Source organism: Caballeronia sp. GAWG1-1 (assembly GCF_023631465.1).
In the GTDB taxonomy this organism is placed as follows: domain Bacteria; phylum Pseudomonadota; class Gammaproteobacteria; order Burkholderiales; family Burkholderiaceae; genus Caballeronia.
The window spans coordinates 1-15,569 of the sequence record NZ_JALQDB010000007.1 but is presented as its reverse complement, the minus strand read 5'-3'; the positions used below and the strand labels follow the sequence as shown (position 1 = coordinate 15,569).

Here is a 15,569-nt window from a genome sequence, read left to right as displayed (position 1 = left end):
AGTGGAAAATTACCGCGCCCGTAATCGATTTATTAAATCGTAAGTGTTTACTCGTCTTGCCCAATTCTCTGCAATTAAGGATTATGGAAACTAACTCGCAACCAGTTGTAAAGGAGGACGCGGTGATAATCCAATTCAAGCGTATTGCGCATTGGCTAAAACTGGCATTCGCTCCGACGATTGCGCCGGAGGCGTCATCGGCCGGCTTGCTCCAAATCGATCCTTCCTGGCACGGCGATCATTGGCAAAACCTGCTCGCATCGCCCATGGACGCCCGCCGCTACGTGATGGAGGATTGGGCAGTGCCGCTCGGCGCGGACGTCGTCGAGCGGGAAGAGGAGAAAGCCACGGCCTGATTGCGGCCCGTGAGTCCGCGAAGTTTCAAGCAAAAAAAAGCGCGACCCGAAGATCGCGCTGACAAAGTTTGGAGATCTTTTCCGTCAACGAAAAAGTCTGCTTCGGAAAGCAGAGCCCTCAGTATAGCCACGGCTGCAGCAATAATTACCCTCGAAAAAAGCAATCTTCTGTTTCACTTGGCTCAACAATCCGTATTTTCGGAAAGCGCCTGTTGCTTTGCGCCAACTTATATGTAGCGCTTGCGCAACGCGAGTTGGTTGACACTTCCGCCCTTACGACTTTATTCGCGCTTAAAGCGTTGTATTAAAAGAAGAATAAGCGGTTGATCGATCATTGCTGTTAGAAGAATGATTTATTGCGGAAATTGGAACGCCCCGCTTGTAACGCCGTCTTTACACTTCGTCTGGTCCGGAAACACATGTGTCTCTTCGTGACGCATGACTCCTCCGACAGCGCCTCTCGCAGCGCGCCGGAACGAGGTTTCCTCAAAGCCTGGGTCTAGGGCCCAATCTGCTCTCGGAGTTACAAAGATGAAAAAGACTCTCATCGTCGCAGCCCTCTCGGGTGTCTTCGCCACTGCAGCTCACGCCCAAAGCAGCGTCACGCTGTACGGCTTGATCGATGCAGGCATCACCTACACGAACAATCAGAACGGCCACAGCAACTTCAAGGAAACCAGCGGTTCGGTGAACGGCAGCCGTTGGGGCTTGCGCGGCGCCGAGGACCTCGGCGGCGGCCTGAAGGCAATCTTCACGTTGGAAAACGGCTTCAACATCGCTAACGGCACGCTGGGCCAGGGTGGCCGCGAATTCGGCCGTCAAGCGTACGTTGGTCTGTCGAGCGAACAGTTCGGCACGGTCACGCTCGGTCGTCAATATGACTCCGTGGTCGACTTCCTCGGGCCTCTGGCTCTGACGGGCACGCAATACGGCGGCACGCAGTTCGCCCACCCGTTCGACAACGACAACCTCGACAACACGTTCCGCGTGAACAACTCGGTCAAGTACACGAGCGCGAACTACGCCGGCTTCAAGCTTGGCGCGCAGTATGGCTTCTCGAACGAAGCAGGCGGCTTCTCGGACAACCGTCAATACAGCGTCGGCGCATCGTACAACTACGGCCCGTTGAACATCGCTGGCGCGTACATGCAACTGAACAACGCCGGTTCGCTGAACACCGGTGGCGCGATCAGCGGCGACAACCCGTTCGTGGCTGGCCGTCAACGCATCTTCGGCGGCGGCGTGAACTACGCTTTCGGCCCGGCAACGGTTGGCTTCGTGTTCACGCAGACGATGCTGGACAACGCAACGGCCATCAGCAACACGGGTTCGCAAGGCGCTGGCCTGGTTGGTCTGACGGACGGCCACGTTCGCTTCACGAACTACGAAGTCAACGGCCGTTACAACCTGACGCCGGCTTTGTCCCTCGCAGCGAACTACACGTACACCGACAGCCGCATCGATGGCGTGAAGCCGAAGTTCCACCAAGTCGACCTGCAAACGGCGTACGCGCTGTCCAAGCGTACGGACGTGTATCTGCAAGGCGAATACCAACACGTTTCGGATCTGGATGGCACGGGTCTGGGCGCGACGATCAACGGCGTAGGCGTTTCGTCGACGCCGAACCAAGTCTCGGCAACGGTTGGTCTGCGTCACCGCTTCTAAGCTGGACTGGTTTCATCAGTATGAAAAAGGCCGCTCTTCGGAGCGGCCTTTTTTCGTCCAACGTTCCGGGCACCGAAGCGCCTTCAAAACTTTTAGCGCGGATAGCGCACGTCGAGGATGTCGATCTGCTGCACGCCTGCGGGCGTATGCAACGGCACCGTATCGCCGATCTTCGCCTTGAGCAGCGCGCGCGCCACCGGCGAGATCCAACTCACGTGACCGACGTCCAGGTCGACCTCGTCCACGCCGACGATCGTTACCGTATGCACCTCGCCATCGTCGCCGGAATAGTCGACGGTCGCTCCGAAGAACACCTGGTCGACGTTCTCCTGCCTGCTGCTGTCCACCACTTCCGCGAGATCGAGACGCTTGCCGAGAAAGCGGATACGCCGGTCAATTTCTCGCAGCCGACGCTTGCCGTAGATGTAATCGCCATTCTCCGAGCGGTCGCCATTTGACGCCGCCCACGACACGAGCCTGACCACTTCGGGGCGCTCGGTATCGAGCAATTGCAACAGCTCGTCGCGCAGGCGCTTGTGGCCCGCTGGCGTGATGTAGTTCTTGGTCCCCGCCGGAATGTCCGGCTGACCGAGTTCGAGATCGTCGTCACTCTCGTCCGACTCTTTGACAAATGCCTTGTTCATCGCGCAGACCAAGTTCGAATTTCCGGGGCTTCTCCGCCCCCAAACCAACAACTTACCACGCGCGTTGAGCGTGGCGGACGCATCTAAAGCGATAATTTGGTCAATGCCCCTTCCTTTTTCAAACAGGCTTGGCTATAATTCCGCTTCTGCGTGCGGCTGTAGCTCAGTTGGATAGAGTACTTGGCTACGAACCAAGGGGTCGTGGGTTCGAATCCTGCCAGCCGCACCACTTAATTCGGGTTTCCCGCCTTCGGACGGAAAACAGCATCAAGCGCTTAACCAAAAGCGCATGTAATAAACAAGCAGTACCGTTTGAAGCAGTACCGTTTTGCGTGCGGCTGTAGCTCAGTTGGATAGAGTACTTGGCTACGAACCAAGGGGTCGTGGGTTCGAATCCTGCCAGCCGCACCACCTTTCGAAGGGCCTTCCACACGGAAGGCCCTTTTTGTTTGCCTCGTCGCTAGTTACTCTACTGCCGCGGCAACGAGCCAATATCACCAATACGCTCGTCCGGTATCGGCAAATCTTCAACCGATGCCATCGCGCTCGGCTCGCCAATCGCCTCGGCTCGTTCGCCCATCAGCATTTGCGAGCGATGCGGGAATTCGTCGTCCACGGTATCGCCGAACGAGTGGCGCACGAACGCGCGCAGAAGCGCCACGCGCAGCGACGGTCCGCGCCCTTCCATCGTGTCCGCGTCCTTGCCGAAGCTCACGCTGCAGACCACCTCGCCGCGTCCGTGATCGCTCATTTCGAGCCGGCACGCGCGCTCGAGAACGACCGAAGCGGCTTCCCACGAAGTCGATGGCAAGAAGCGACCATCCCAAGGCCGGCCGCGATCGTTGCCGCGAATGGAGAGCGTCTGTCCGCTGTCGGTGAAGTGGATTTCGCGAATGAAATCGTGCAGCCCGCGCGCTACCCAGTAGTCGAGTGCCTGGCCGTCAAGGTCGGATGTTTGCATGTGGCGCTTCTCCTGTAGTCGTACAGGCATGCACGCGATGTGCCCGCGCCGTGGATCAATAGTCGGCGCGTTCGCGGTCGATGCGCATGCCGCCTTCCTGATTGCGATGATGTGGCTCGTCGCTAGGCCGCTCGCGCGCGATACGCATGACGTCCGGATTGGTCCGCACACGCCGCATTACGTTGGCGAGATGCACGCGGTCGCTGACCTGGATGACGAAGCGCAGCATTTTGGCTTCCTGCGAGACGTCTTCATCCATGGCGATATGGACGATGTTGGCATCCGCCGACGTAATGTCCGCCGCGACGCGCGCAAAAACGCCCTTCGTGTTTCTGACGAGCACCTTCACCGCGACATCGAACAAACGTCCCGGCTGCGGCGCCCACGCGACGTCGATCCAGCGGCCTGGATCGCGCCGATGAATCCGCTGCGCCACGCGACATTCGGTCGTATGAATGGCCATGCCGAGCCCGATGCCGATATAGCCCATGATGTCGTCGCCGGGAATCGGCCGGCAGCACGCGGAAAGCTGCACCGACATGCCTTCCGTGCCCGTGATGACAACTGGCGGCGCCGTATTCGTATTGACGTGATCGCGCGGCGAGTGATCGTCGTCGTCGCGGCCGTTCATCAGCACTTCGATGCGCTTGGCCATGACCGCCGCCACGCGCCTTCCAAGACCGATATCCGCGAAAATCTCCTGACGCGTCTTGTTGCCCGTCCATTGCACGAGCTTTTCCCAGACTTCCGGCGTGACATCCGAAAGCGCCAGACCGTAGCCCTTGAGGCTTTGATCGACGAGACGTTCGCCCAGCTGCACGGACTCGTTCAGGCGCATTGTCTTCAGATAGTGACGAATGGCCGAGCGCGCCTTACCCGTGCGCACGAAGCCGAGCCACGCGGGATTCGGCTTGGAGTACGGCGCGGTAATGACTTCGACGATATCGCCGCTCTTCAACTCCGTGCGCAGCGGCAGCAATTCGTTGTTGATCTTCACCGCGACGCACTGATTGCCGAGGTCGCTGTGGATCGAATACGCGAAGTCGAGTGCGGTCGCGCCGCGCGGCAGCGGCATGATCTTCGACTTCGGCGTGAAAACGTAGACGGCGTCCGGGAACAGGTCGATCTTGACGTGTTCGAGGAACTCGCTCGAATCGCCTGCTTCGCTCTGAATGTCGAGCAGCGACTTGAGCCATTGATGCGCGCGCTTTTGCACGTCGTTGAGGTCGGCACCGCCGTTCTTGTACAGCCAGTGCGCCGCAACGCCCGCCTCGGCGATCTCGTGCATCTTGCGCGTGCGAATCTGGAACTCGATGGGCGCGCCGAACGGACCGACCAGCGTGGTATGCAACGACTGATAGCCATTGACCTTCGGAATGGCGATGTAGTCCTTGAACTTGCCCGGCACCGGCTTATAGAGCGCATGCAGCGCGCCGATGCACGTATAGCATTCGAGCGCGCTTTCCACGACCACGCGAAAACCGTAAACATCGAGCACTTGCGAGAACGACAACTGCTTGTCGCGCATCTTCTTGTAGATGCTGAAGATCGTCTTTTCGCGGCCGGTGACTTCGGCGCTGATCTTGGCGTCCGCGATGGTGCGCTGAACGGCTTCGAGAATCTTGCCGACCACTTCGCGCCGGTTGCCGCGCGCCGCCTTCACCGCTTTTTCGAGCGTGGCGTAACGGGTTGGATTGAAGTTCGCGAAGCTCAAATCCTGCAGCTCGCGATACGTATTGTTCAGACCCAGCCGATGCGCAATGGGCGCGTAGATGTCGAGCGTCTCGCGCGCGACGCGACGGCGCTTTTCCGAGGGCACCGCGCCGAGCGTGCGCATGTTGTGCAGCCGGTCCGACAACTTGACGAGGATGACGCGGACATCGCGCGCCATGGCCAGCAGCATCTTGCGGAAGTTTTCCGCCTGCGCTTCCTCGCGATTGCGAAATTCCATCTTGTCGAGCTTCGACAAGCCGTCGACCAGTTCGGCGACCTTCGCGCCGAAGCGCTCCGCGATCTCCGTCTTGGTGACGCCCTGATCCTCGATCACGTCATGCAGTAGCGCCGCCATGATTGATTGCGCGTCAAGCTTCCAGCCCGCGCAGATTTCCGCCACGGCGACCGGGTGCGTGATGTAGGGCTCGCCGCTTTGACGATACTGCCCGAGATGCGCTTCGTCGCTGAAATGGAAAGCCGACTTGACTTCCTTGATCTCTTCCGGCGAAAGATAGCCTGCAAGCGTGTTCGTCAGTTTCGCGATGGAAACGACGTCGTGCTTGCGCGGCTGTTCCGGCGTGGCGGTGGGCCCGAACAGATGGCGAAACGACTGTTCGAGGACCGCATCGATATATCTGCGCGCCGCTTGCGGCTTGTCCGCGTCGAGCACCGCATCCTGATCGATTTCGATGTCGGGTTCCACGGAGGCGGAGACGGGCAACGGTGCTTGACTCATGTTCGCCTCCGTGGGTAAGTGACGCGCAATGTCGTCCGGTTAGGAGAGTTGAAACGCCATGCAAAAAACAGCGCCCGTGATGAGGATCACACGGGCTGTTACGAAGGCGAAGGCAATTAAACCGGCACCTTCTTCAACATTTCGACGCCGACCTGGCCGGCCGCGATTTCGCGCAGCGCAACGACCGTAGGCTTGTCGCGGCTTTCGATCTTCGGCGTATGGCCTTGTGCGAGCTGACGCGCGCGATAGGTCGCTGCAAGCGCGAGCTCGAAGCGGTTAGGAATTTGTTTCAGGCAGTCTTCGACGGTGATGCGGGCCATGTTTGTTTCCTTCTCGATATGTACTTTATTCTACCTTATGTGACCGGCATGACCCGGCCACTACTTCGCGTCATTGCGCCTGCGCGGAGTGAATGCCGAGCTCCACGAATAGCTCCGTATGACGCGCGTATTGCGAGGTGAAGCGCAGCCGCGTCGCCTTGACGAGACACTGCAACTCGGCGAGCGCGCGATCGAAGTTCTCGTTGATCACGACATACTCCGCTTCCGATGCATGCGCCATCTCGCTGCCGGCTGCAAGCAGACGCCGCACGATCACTTTCTCCGAGTCCTGGCCGCGTTTTTTCAGACGGTCTTCGAGCGCGTCCAGCGAAGGCGGCAGAATGAAAATCTCGACCGCATTGCGGAACTGCTTCTTCACCTGCTGCGCACCCTGCCAGTCGATTTCGAGCAGCACGTCGTTGCCGTTGCGCATCTGATCCTCGATCCACACCTTCGAGGTCGCGTAGTAGTTGCCGTGCACTTCGGCGCTTTCGAGGAATTCGCCTGCCTTGTGGCGTTCCATGAATTCATCGACGGAAACGAAGTGATACTGCACGCCGTTGCTTTCCTTCGGGCGCGGGTCGCGCGTCGTATAGGAAACGGACAGGCGGATAGCTTCGTCCTGTGCAAGCAGCGCGTTCACGAGCGTGGACTTGCCCGCACCCGAAGGCGCGACGACCATGAACAGGTTGCCCGGATAAATGCCCGTGTAGTTGCTGTGCGAGCGGTGCGTGTTGTTCGGCATGATGTTGCGTCACTCCAGATTCTGTACTTGCTCGCGCATTTGTTCGATGAGCAGTTTCAGCGTCATCGATGCATCCGCGAGTTCCTTCGCCGCGGCCTTCGAGCCGAGCGTGTTTGCTTCGCGATTAAGCTCCTGCATCATGAAGTCGAGGCGCTTGCCGACCTTGCCGCCCTTTTGCAACACGTGGCGCGTTTCGGTCAGATGCGCGGTAAGGCGCTGCAATTCCTCGGCGATATCGATACGAATACCGTACATCGTCACTTCCTGGCGAATGCGCTCGGCAATTTCCTCGCGCGGCACGCTCGTCGATGTGGCGCCGTCGTTCGTCGCAATGCCGAGCGCGTCTTGCAAGCGTTCGACGATCTTCTGCTGATGCTTCGCGATCAATTCCGGCACGAGCGGCGTGATGCGCGCGACGATGGCTTCCATCTCCGTCACGTTGTTGATGAGCACCGCGCCCAGCGCCGCGCCTTCACGCGCGCGCACGTCGATGAGATCGGCGATTGCCTGCTTGCCGCACGCGAGCACGGCTTCGCGCAACGTGTCTTGCGACACCGAGCTCTCCTTCAGCACGCCAGGCCAGCGCAGAATTTCGCCAGTGCGCATGCGTTCGGAGTCGCGAAACACGTCGAGCACGGCGCGTTCGAGCGCGGCGAGTTGCGTGAGCGCTTCACGATTGAGCGCGCCTGCGTTGGCCGTCTGCTCCACGCGATTCAGATTGATGCGGATATCCACCTTGCCGCGCGAAAGCTTGCTCATCAGCATTTCGCGCAATTGCGGCTCGCTTGCGCGCACGTCTTCGGGCATGCGGAAGTTCAGATCGAGGAAGCGCGAATTCACCGTGCGCAATTCCACCGATACACCGACGCCCGAACCGCCCGCGCCATTGGGTCCCGCGCCATCCGCGACGACTTCGCGGGTCGCGCTGGCATAGCCTGTCATGCTGTAGATCATGGTACGTCTCGCGATGTGAGCCTTCGTTGCGAAGGCCGTTTCGATACGAGCGCCCGGCGCGCTTGAGGGTGCGCTTCGGTGGCACGCGTATGGCCGCCGGGCGAGGAACCCGCATTATCCCATTTTTACTGCCGCGCCCGCCGATATGACGCCTCGCGGCGCTTGCCGCGCGCGGCAACGCCGGCTTTGGATTAACGATAAAATCGCGCACACGCCGCGCTTTCGCGTTATTCCCGCGTCTTTATCGAGCGCCGGCACTTTCATTACGCGTTCAACTCCACTCTGGCCCATCCATGACCGACTCTCCCCTGCTGAAACCTTCCGTTCCGCGTCCGGGCGGCCGCCGCGCGAATCAATTGCGCGACGTGCGCATCACGCGGCACTACACGAAGCATGCGGAAGGCTCGGTGCTCGTCGAGTTCGGCGATACCAAGGTCATCTGCACGGCGAGTATCGCCGAGCGCGTCCCGGAATTCCTGCGCGGGCGCGACCAAGGCTGGCTCACCGCCGAATACGGCATGCTGCCGCGCGCCACGCATACGCGCAACGACCGCGAAGCCGCGCGCGGCAAGCAGACCGGCCGCACGCAGGAGATCCAGCGGTTGATCGGCCGCGCGCTGCGCTCCGTATTCGATCTGAACGCGCTCGGTCCGCGCACGCTGAATATCGACTGCGATGTCATCCAGGCCGACGGCGGCACGCGCACGGCGAGCATCACGGGCGCGTTCGTCGCCGCGCATGATGCCGTCACGAAGCTCGTCGCGAATGGCCGTATCGCGCAATCGCCGATCAAGGATTTCGTCGCGGCCATTTCCGTCGGCATCTATCAGGGCGCGCCCGTGCTCGACCTCGACTACGAGGAAGACTCGCAGTGCGACACCGACATGAACGTCGTGATGACGGGCGCGGGCGGTTTCGTCGAAGTTCAGGGCACGGCGGAAGGCGCACCATTTTCGCGCGACGAAATGAACGCGCTGCTCGACCTCGCGGACAGCGGCATAAAAGGCCTGATCGCGAAGCAGAAAGCTGCACTGGGGATAGAAGGTGTCTGATACGGCAACACTCGGACGCGTGGTGCTCGCGTCGAACAACGCGGGCAAGCTGCGCGAATTCGCATCGCTGCTGGATGCGGCGGGAATCGAATTGATCGCGCAGGGCGAACTCGGCGTGCCGGAAGCCGAAGAGCCGCACGCCACTTTCGTCGAAAACGCGCTGGCCAAGGCGCGCCACGCCGCGACGCTCACCGGCCTGCCCGCTTTGGCCGATGACTCCGGCCTTTGCGTACGCGCGCTGAACGGCGCGCCCGGCGTGTATTCGGCGCGTTTCGCCTCGATGCACGGCGGCGTGAAAAGCGATGCGGCCAACAACGCGCACCTCGTCTCCGAACTCTCCGACAAAGCCGACCGCCGCGCCTATTACTTCTGCGTGCTCGTGCTCGTGCGTCACGCGAACGATCCGGAACCGCTCATCGCCGAAGGCCGCTGGCACGGAGAAGTCATCGACACGCCGCGCGGCGCACATGGCTTCGGCTACGATCCGCACTTCTTTTTGCCGACGCTCAACGCGACGGCTGCCGAACTCGATCCGGCACGCAAGAACGCGCTTTCGCATCGGGCGCTGGCGCTGCGTGAACTGCTGCAACGTCTCAAGGAACTTGCGTGAGTTCCGGTCCGAAGACAATCAATGTCGTGCAGGCATTCACGTCACCGGGCAGCATCCGGCTCAAGTCGTTGCCGCCGCTCGCGCTTTACGTGCATTTCCCGTGGTGCGTGCGCAAGTGTCCGTATTGCGATTTCAACTCGCACGAGTGGAACGGCGATGCGTTCCCCGAGGACCGTTATCTCGACGCCTTGCGTGCCGATCTCGAAAGCGCGCTGCCGCTCGTGTGGGGACGGCAGGTACACACCATTTTCATCGGCGGCGGCACGCCGAGCCTTTTGTCCGCGAAAGGTCTCGACCGGCTGCTTTCGGACGCGCGCGCCTTGTTGCCCATCGACGCCGACGCCGAGATCACGCTCGAAGCCAATCCCGGCACATTCGAAGCCGCGAAGTTCGCGCAGTTTCGCGCGAGCGGCGTGAACCGCTTGTCGATCGGCATTCAGAGTTTCGACGAAACGCATCTTAAGGCGCTCGGCCGCATTCACGATGCAACGCAGGCGCGCAAAGCCGTGGAAATCGCGTCGAAGCACTTCGACAATTTCAATCTCGACCTGATGTTCGCGTTGCCGAAGCAGACGCTCGACGAATGCCGCCGCGATATCGACACCGCGATCGGCTTTGCGCCGCCGCATTTGTCGCTGTATCACCTGACCATGGAGCCGAACACGCTCTTCGCGAAATACCCGCCCACGCTGCCCGACGACGATGCCGCCGCCGACATGCAGGACTGGATTCACGAACGCACGCGCGATGCCGGCTACGAGCATTACGAAGTATCGGCGTATGCGAAGCCGCATCGGCAAAGCAAACATAACCTGAATTACTGGCGTTTCGGCGATTACCTTGGAATCGGCGCGGGCGCGCATACCAAGCTCTCGTTTCCGCAAAAAATCTTGCGGCAGGCGCGCTTCAAGCATCCGGCGACATTCATGGACCAGGCGCTTTCGCCCGGCCAGAGCGCGATTCAGGAAGAGCGCGAAGTCGGACCGCGCGATCTGCCGTTCGAATTCATGCTCAACACGCTGCGTCTGGTCGAAGGCTTTCCGGTGCATTCGTTCATCGAGCGCACGGGCTTGTCGATGTCGGCTATCGAACCCGCGCTCGTCGAAGCGGAGAAGCGCGGACTCATCACGCGCGACTTCGAACGCATTGCGCCGACCGAGCTCGGCCAGCGCTTTCTCAACGATCTACAGGAGCTGTTCTTGAAGGATTCGCAAAATTGAGCGCGCCCACGTTGGGATCGGACTCGGTGATGCGGCATCGTCCGTTTGCGCTTTTCTGGAGCGCGCGGGTGATGTCGTCGGTGGCATTTCAGATGATGTCGGTGGCGATCGGATGGCAGGTTTATTCGATCACGCATAGCGCGTTCGCGCTCGGGCTCGTCGGACTCGCGCAGTTCCTGCCGATGTTCGTGCTCACGCTCGTCGTCGGCCATGTGGCCGATCGTTACGACAGGCGCACGATCGCTTGGGTTTGTCAGGGCATCGAGGGCGTCGCGGCGCTCTGTCTGTGCGCGGGCGCGTGGCATGGCTGGCAAAGCGTTGCGCCCATTTACGCGATCGCGGCGATCACGGGCGCGGCGCGCGCGTTCGAATCGCCATCGATGGCGGCGTTGCTGCCCAATCTCGTCCAGCGTTCGCAATTGCAGCACGCGACGGCGTGGTCCACCTCGGCAAATCAGACGGCGCAGATTCTCGGCCCGGCGATGGGCGGCCTCCTCTACGGCCTCGGCGCGTTGACGGTGTATGGCGCGGTAGCCGTCGCGTTTCTCGGCGCGGCGTTTGCCGTGGCGGCGATCAGGATCGATGAAGCTGTCCGCATGCGCGCGCCGCTGTCGTTCGAGGCGCTGTTTTCGGGCATCGCTTTCATCCGCAAGAAGCCGGTGATCCTTGGCGCGTTGTCGCTCGATTTGTTCGCGGTGCTGCTCGGCGGCGCGACCGCCCTCTTGCCGGTGTTCGCGCGCGACATCCTGCATACCGGACCTTGGGGCTTGGGTGTCTTGCGCGCGGCGCCGGCCGTGGGTGCGCTTACCGGCTCGATCTGGCTCGCGCATTTTCCGTTGCGGCAGCGTGCGGGCACGGCGCTTTTCGGTGGCGTGATTGCGTTCGGCATTGCGACGATCGTGTTCGGCTTGTCGCGCAACATTTATTTGTCGCTGGTGGCGCTCGCGGCGCTGGGCGCGTCGGATGTGATCAGCGTGGTCGTGCGCATGTCGCTCGTGCAGTTGCAGACGCCCGATGAGATGCGCGGACGCGTCGGCGCGATCAATTCATTGTTCATCGGGACGTCGAATCAGCTCGGCGAATTCGAATCGGGGATGACGGCGGGCTTGTTCGGCGCGGTGCCGGCGGTGCTGATCGGCGGACTCGGAACGATCGCCGTGGCGCTTCTATGGATGCAACTATTTCCCGCCTTGAAAGCGACGCGCTCGCTCGAAGGCTGATGGTTCCGAAGCGCGTTTGAGTGCGCTACAATACGCGCCTTGCTGGAGGTGTGGCCGAGCGGTTTAAGGCACCGGTCTTGAAAACCGGCGAAGGAGTGATCCTTCCGTGAGTTCGAATCTCACCGCCTCCGCCACCCCGCCTATTTTCTCTCGTCTCGTTTCGTCGCGCTTGATCGCGCAAACCCCCATTCAGTAAGCCTCTCAGCCCGATACTCCTACGTCCGAGCGTCTCGTCTCATTGCGTTTCGACGCGTTCAGTTGTAAATTTTATGGTGGATGGGATGGTGGAGGGCTGATGGTGGAGGCGTTGGTGGATAGATTGCTCCCGCGCTTCCTGGTACTCACCGCCCGTGGGAACCTTGACGAGCGCCAATGCCAAAAAAAGCGAAGGAACTTGGACCGCTGGCGGTCAGCAGACTGAAAAAAACCGGCCGCTACGCTGTGGGCGGCGTCACTGGCTTGTACCTGTACGTTTCGGACACTGGGGCAGGCTACTGGGTGCTCCGTGTCGTTGTCGCCGGCAAGCGTCGTGAAATCGGCATCGAGGCCTACTCTCAGAAGGGTATGGGCGTCGCCGAGGCGCGCGAAAGAGCCCTTGCCCTTCGAGAGGACATCAAGCGCGGCATTGACCCTGTGATGCAGAGGAAGGAAGCGGCGAGCCAGCTGCGCGCGGGCCAGGCATTGGAAATGACCTTCGAGAAAACGGCGGAGCGTTACATCGCGGCGAAGGAAGTCGAGTGGCACAACTCCAAGCACGGCGCGCAGTGGACATACACCCTCGCCGAATACGCTCATCCAGTCATCGGCAAGATGCAGGTCCGCCACGTGACGCGCTCTCATGTCCTCGAGATCCTGGAACCGATCTGGCAAGAGAAGACAGAGACGGCGAGCCGTCTGCGCGGCCGGATCGAGGCCATTCTCGACTATGCGCGCGTCAAAGGCTTCCGGGATGAAGGCGGCAACCCGGCCGCCTGGCGGGGCAACCTTGACAAGCTCCTGAGCGCCCCGAAGAAGACGAAGCGCGTACGCAATCACCCCGCCCTGCCGATCGTGCAGATGGGCGCATTCATGAAGACTCTGCGCGCTATCGAAGGCGTCAGCGCCCGCTGCCTGGAGTTCTCGATATTGACCGCCGCGCGGTCTGGCGAAGCGCGGGCCGCCGACTGGCGCGAGATCGACCTCGAAAAGGGCATCTGGTCCGTGCCCACCGAGAAGATGAAGGCGCGAAAGGAGCACCGTGTGCCGCTGCCCGCGGCTGCCGTGCGGCTCCTGAAGGCGATAGAACGCCAGGACGATGTCCATCTCGTCTTTCCAAGCCCACGGGCAAACCGCGCGCTTTCGGACATGTCTCTGCTCGCCATCATGCGCCGGCAAGGACTGGATGCGACGCCGCACGGCTTCCGCTCGACGTTCCGGGACTGGGCGAGCGAGTACACCAACTATCCACGCGAGCTGGCCGAGGTGGCGTTGGCGCACATCAAGGGCGACGCGACTGAGGCGGCCTACTGGCGCTCCGACGTGCTGCAGAAGCGCCGCCGGCTGATGGAAGACTGGGCTACGTTCTGCGACCAGGTCATCGAACTGGGCGCCGTCCTGCCCATGAATGAACCGGCGTGAAGGTTTGCCGCGCCTAGCCCGACGGGGCGAAAACCGGGTGCCCTACCCGGCTGGCACGGCTCCCAGATAGGGCTTTGCTATAGGGCGAGCTATGTTTGAAATCATTGGGGAGTTCGACGACCCGTACGATCGTCGGGCCGCAGATCTTGGGCTAAGCGGTTTCGTTGAGAACGCGAGGACGTGGTGTTCGCCGCGTTGGCATGGATACGCGGGCACTGCGAGCATAAGCGCGATCTTTGCGCTTTCGAAAGTGGTGGAAACGGTTGAGGATCGTTGGAATTCCTTGGGCCAACAAGAAGCAGCGGAGCACGGCTGGCCCTACACGCCAGAGCATGGATCGGCTTCCCTGCTGCTATCCCAGCTCAAGGAAAACGATTTGGACGAGTTGCCGCCTCCATTTAAAGGCTGCACTGACGCATCGACCCCCTTCCTTCAACAGCCTGCCGTCTTGATGATGCTGGCCGCACAGGCACTATCGGAGATAGACCGTGCTGGAGCATGCCTGCGAAAAGGCGAAGTCACGGCAGCGCTTAATCATCTATCCAATTCGAGTAACAGCATCTCAATCGCGAGTCAGTCGGCCGGACGGCAGTATGCCGCGCAAAAGGCTCGCGAAGCCGCTCGGGAAGCACTGCTTGAGCGTTCGTCAAATGGGGGGCTTGCCCGCGCAGAGCGTTACCAGCCGATCAAGGATTGGCTCCGTGATCAACTCGCTGCCGGCAAGTGGAACGGCAAGTCAGCTCGACAAGCGGCAAAGGCCCTTGAGGCCGGCGCACTAGAGATGAACCGTCGACACGAATGCAAGCTGAGTGAAGACAGAGCATTTACGACCATCTATGAATGGATCCTTGATCTACGGAGAGACAAGTCTGCCTAATACGCTTGCGTGGCACGCGTATACGAAGAGCGACCATATGGTTACGTCCGCTCGGCGCGCGGCTATCTCAGCAGGTCATTGATTATTAAAGTCGTCTCGACCAGTGCAATCCCGCACTATTTCGAGTCGATACGATGACCAACACTGAAGTCCGGAACTTCGATAGCCTGCCCGCCGCGGCAGGCGTCAGGGTTCAAACCGTCGCTGCTCTCTGCTCCTGTAGCGTCTCTGCCGTCTGGAACCGTTCCAAGCGCGGCGACCTCCCGAAACCCCGCAACATCGGCGGCCACGCATTGTGGAACGTTGGTGAGCTGCGTGCGGTCCTGCTCGGAGAGTCCGCATGACAGATAAGAAAATAGCTGGCTCAAAGGCCAGTCAATCAAACAACCCAATTAGAGATGCTAGATCGGAGCGCTTACAGGCGCCATCGGTTAGGTACGATTTTGCGAACAACTTGACGGACGGCGAATTGCTCGACTATCCTCCGGGAACGGTGCTCAAAACACCATGTCTAGCGGTCAAGCCACCCCGTCAGTCTGTGGCTTTTGTTTCGTCTATTGGTTTTGCTCCAATGGGCGGGAGTGCGGCTAATAAAAGACCCGCAAGGGGAATATGCCCGCCGTCTAGACACGGTTTTGAGCTCCTGCCCGCCCGTCTCAAATACGGGTCCATAGTCTCGTCTAGGAGCAAAGCCATGCATGGCAATACCCTCGCTCGTCCCGAGCAAACTGCCCTTCCGCTGCAAATCCAAATTATCAACCGCGCCCTACGCGACGCCGCGCTTGCGCCCTCCGCAAACGACGCGCTCGACTGCTGCGCCGAAGCGTTGCTGCATCTCGCTGAACTCGCCCGCGCCGAGGTGCGTCATGACTAACGTCA

Annotated in this window: 14 protein-coding genes and 3 tRNA genes; 11 read left to right on the top strand and 6 right to left on the bottom strand. The window is 60.7% G+C overall.

Going from position 1 to position 15,569, the window contains the following annotated elements; translation table 11 throughout:
* The first annotated feature begins 122 nt into the window (after window positions 1–122).
* Together NCT03_RS03840 and NCT03_RS03835 are read left to right on the top strand one after the other, a co-directional pair.
* Entirely contained in the window at window positions 123–356 is a 234-nt protein-coding gene (locus NCT03_RS03840; RefSeq protein WP_502800346.1) for a hypothetical protein, read from the top strand.
* Between the two features lie 531 nt (window positions 357–887).
* Entirely contained in the window at window positions 888–2,021 is a 1,134-nt protein-coding gene (locus NCT03_RS03835; protein ID WP_244827357.1) for a porin, read from the top strand.
* 92 nt (window positions 2,022–2,113) lie between these two features.
* On the opposite strand, the gene greB is transcribed toward NCT03_RS03835, so the two are convergent.
* On the bottom strand, window positions 2,114–2,665 hold the full coding sequence (gene greB, locus NCT03_RS03830; protein ID WP_244827356.1) for a transcription elongation factor GreB: 552 nt from the start codon (window positions 2,663–2,665) through the stop codon (window positions 2,114–2,116).
* 152 nt (window positions 2,666–2,817) lie between these two features.
* Here greB and NCT03_RS03825 point away from each other — a divergent pair.
* A tRNA-Arg gene (locus tag NCT03_RS03825) sits at window positions 2,818–2,894 on the top strand.
* Window positions 2,895–2,999: 105 nt separating this feature from the next.
* Window positions 3,000–3,076, top strand: a tRNA-Arg gene (locus NCT03_RS03820).
* Window positions 3,077–3,134: 58 nt separating this feature from the next.
* Here NCT03_RS03820 and NCT03_RS03815 read toward each other — a convergent pair.
* From NCT03_RS03815 to NCT03_RS03795, 5 genes are all read right to left on the bottom strand, one after another.
* Window positions 3,135–3,626: a phage protein NinX family protein gene (locus tag NCT03_RS03815; RefSeq protein ID WP_250491989.1), complete on the bottom strand. Its 492-nt coding sequence runs from the start codon at window positions 3,624–3,626 to the stop codon at window positions 3,135–3,137.
* 55 nt (window positions 3,627–3,681) lie between these two features.
* The gene (locus NCT03_RS03810; protein WP_250491988.1) at window positions 3,682–6,075 is read right to left on the bottom strand and encodes a RelA/SpoT family protein; all 2,394 of its coding nucleotides are present in this window, start codon (window positions 6,073–6,075) and stop codon (window positions 3,682–3,684) included.
* A gap of 116 nt (window positions 6,076–6,191) precedes the next feature.
* The gene (gene rpoZ, locus NCT03_RS03805) at window positions 6,192–6,395 is read right to left on the bottom strand and encodes a DNA-directed RNA polymerase subunit omega (RefSeq protein ID WP_006025620.1); all 204 of its coding nucleotides are present in this window, start codon (window positions 6,393–6,395) and stop codon (window positions 6,192–6,194) included.
* Window positions 6,396–6,465: 70 nt separating this feature from the next.
* Window positions 6,466–7,140 carry a guanylate kinase gene (gmk, locus tag NCT03_RS03800; protein WP_244827353.1) on the bottom strand — a complete coding sequence of 225 codons (675 nt, stop codon included), beginning with the start codon at window positions 7,138–7,140 and terminating at the stop codon, window positions 6,466–6,468.
* A 9-nt stretch (window positions 7,141–7,149) separates the two neighbouring features.
* Complete coding sequence (locus NCT03_RS03795) at window positions 7,150–8,094, bottom strand: YicC/YloC family endoribonuclease (RefSeq protein WP_250491987.1); 945 nt, start codon at window positions 8,092–8,094, stop codon at window positions 7,150–7,152.
* Window positions 8,095–8,387: 293 nt separating this feature from the next.
* Here NCT03_RS03795 and rph point away from each other — a divergent pair, with 293 nt between their 5' ends.
* The 7 genes from rph (at window position 8,388) to NCT03_RS03760 (ending at window position 14,690) form a co-directional block, all read left to right on the top strand.
* Window positions 8,388–9,146 carry a ribonuclease PH gene (gene rph / locus NCT03_RS03790; RefSeq protein ID WP_244827351.1) on the top strand — a complete coding sequence of 253 codons (759 nt, stop codon included), beginning with the start codon at window positions 8,388–8,390 and terminating at the stop codon, window positions 9,144–9,146.
* Window positions 9,139–9,756, top strand: a complete 618-nt coding sequence (rdgB, locus tag NCT03_RS03785) for an RdgB/HAM1 family non-canonical purine NTP pyrophosphatase (RefSeq protein ID WP_250491986.1) — start codon at window positions 9,139–9,141, stop codon at window positions 9,754–9,756. Before rph ends, rdgB begins: the two co-directional genes overlap by 8 nt.
* Window positions 9,753–10,976, top strand: coding sequence for a radical SAM family heme chaperone HemW (gene hemW, locus NCT03_RS03780; RefSeq protein ID WP_250491985.1), 1,224 nt, complete (start codon window positions 9,753–9,755; stop codon window positions 10,974–10,976). The genes rdgB and hemW overlap by 4 nt, the downstream gene beginning before the upstream one ends.
* Before the next feature lie 29 nt (window positions 10,977–11,005).
* The gene (locus NCT03_RS03775) at window positions 11,006–12,196 is read left to right on the top strand and encodes an MFS transporter (RefSeq protein WP_250492020.1); all 1,191 of its coding nucleotides are present in this window, start codon (window positions 11,006–11,008) and stop codon (window positions 12,194–12,196) included.
* 44 nt (window positions 12,197–12,240) lie between these two features.
* Window positions 12,241–12,330 (top strand) — tRNA-Ser (locus NCT03_RS03770).
* A 238-nt stretch (window positions 12,331–12,568) separates the two neighbouring features.
* Entirely contained in the window at window positions 12,569–13,813 is a 1,245-nt protein-coding gene (locus NCT03_RS03765) for a tyrosine-type recombinase/integrase (RefSeq protein WP_250463786.1), read from the top strand.
* Between the two features lie 91 nt (window positions 13,814–13,904).
* Window positions 13,905–14,690 carry a hypothetical protein gene (locus NCT03_RS03760; RefSeq protein ID WP_250463783.1) on the top strand — a complete coding sequence of 262 codons (786 nt, stop codon included), beginning with the start codon at window positions 13,905–13,907 and terminating at the stop codon, window positions 14,688–14,690.
* The last annotated feature ends 879 nt before the right edge of the window (window positions 14,691–15,569 follow it).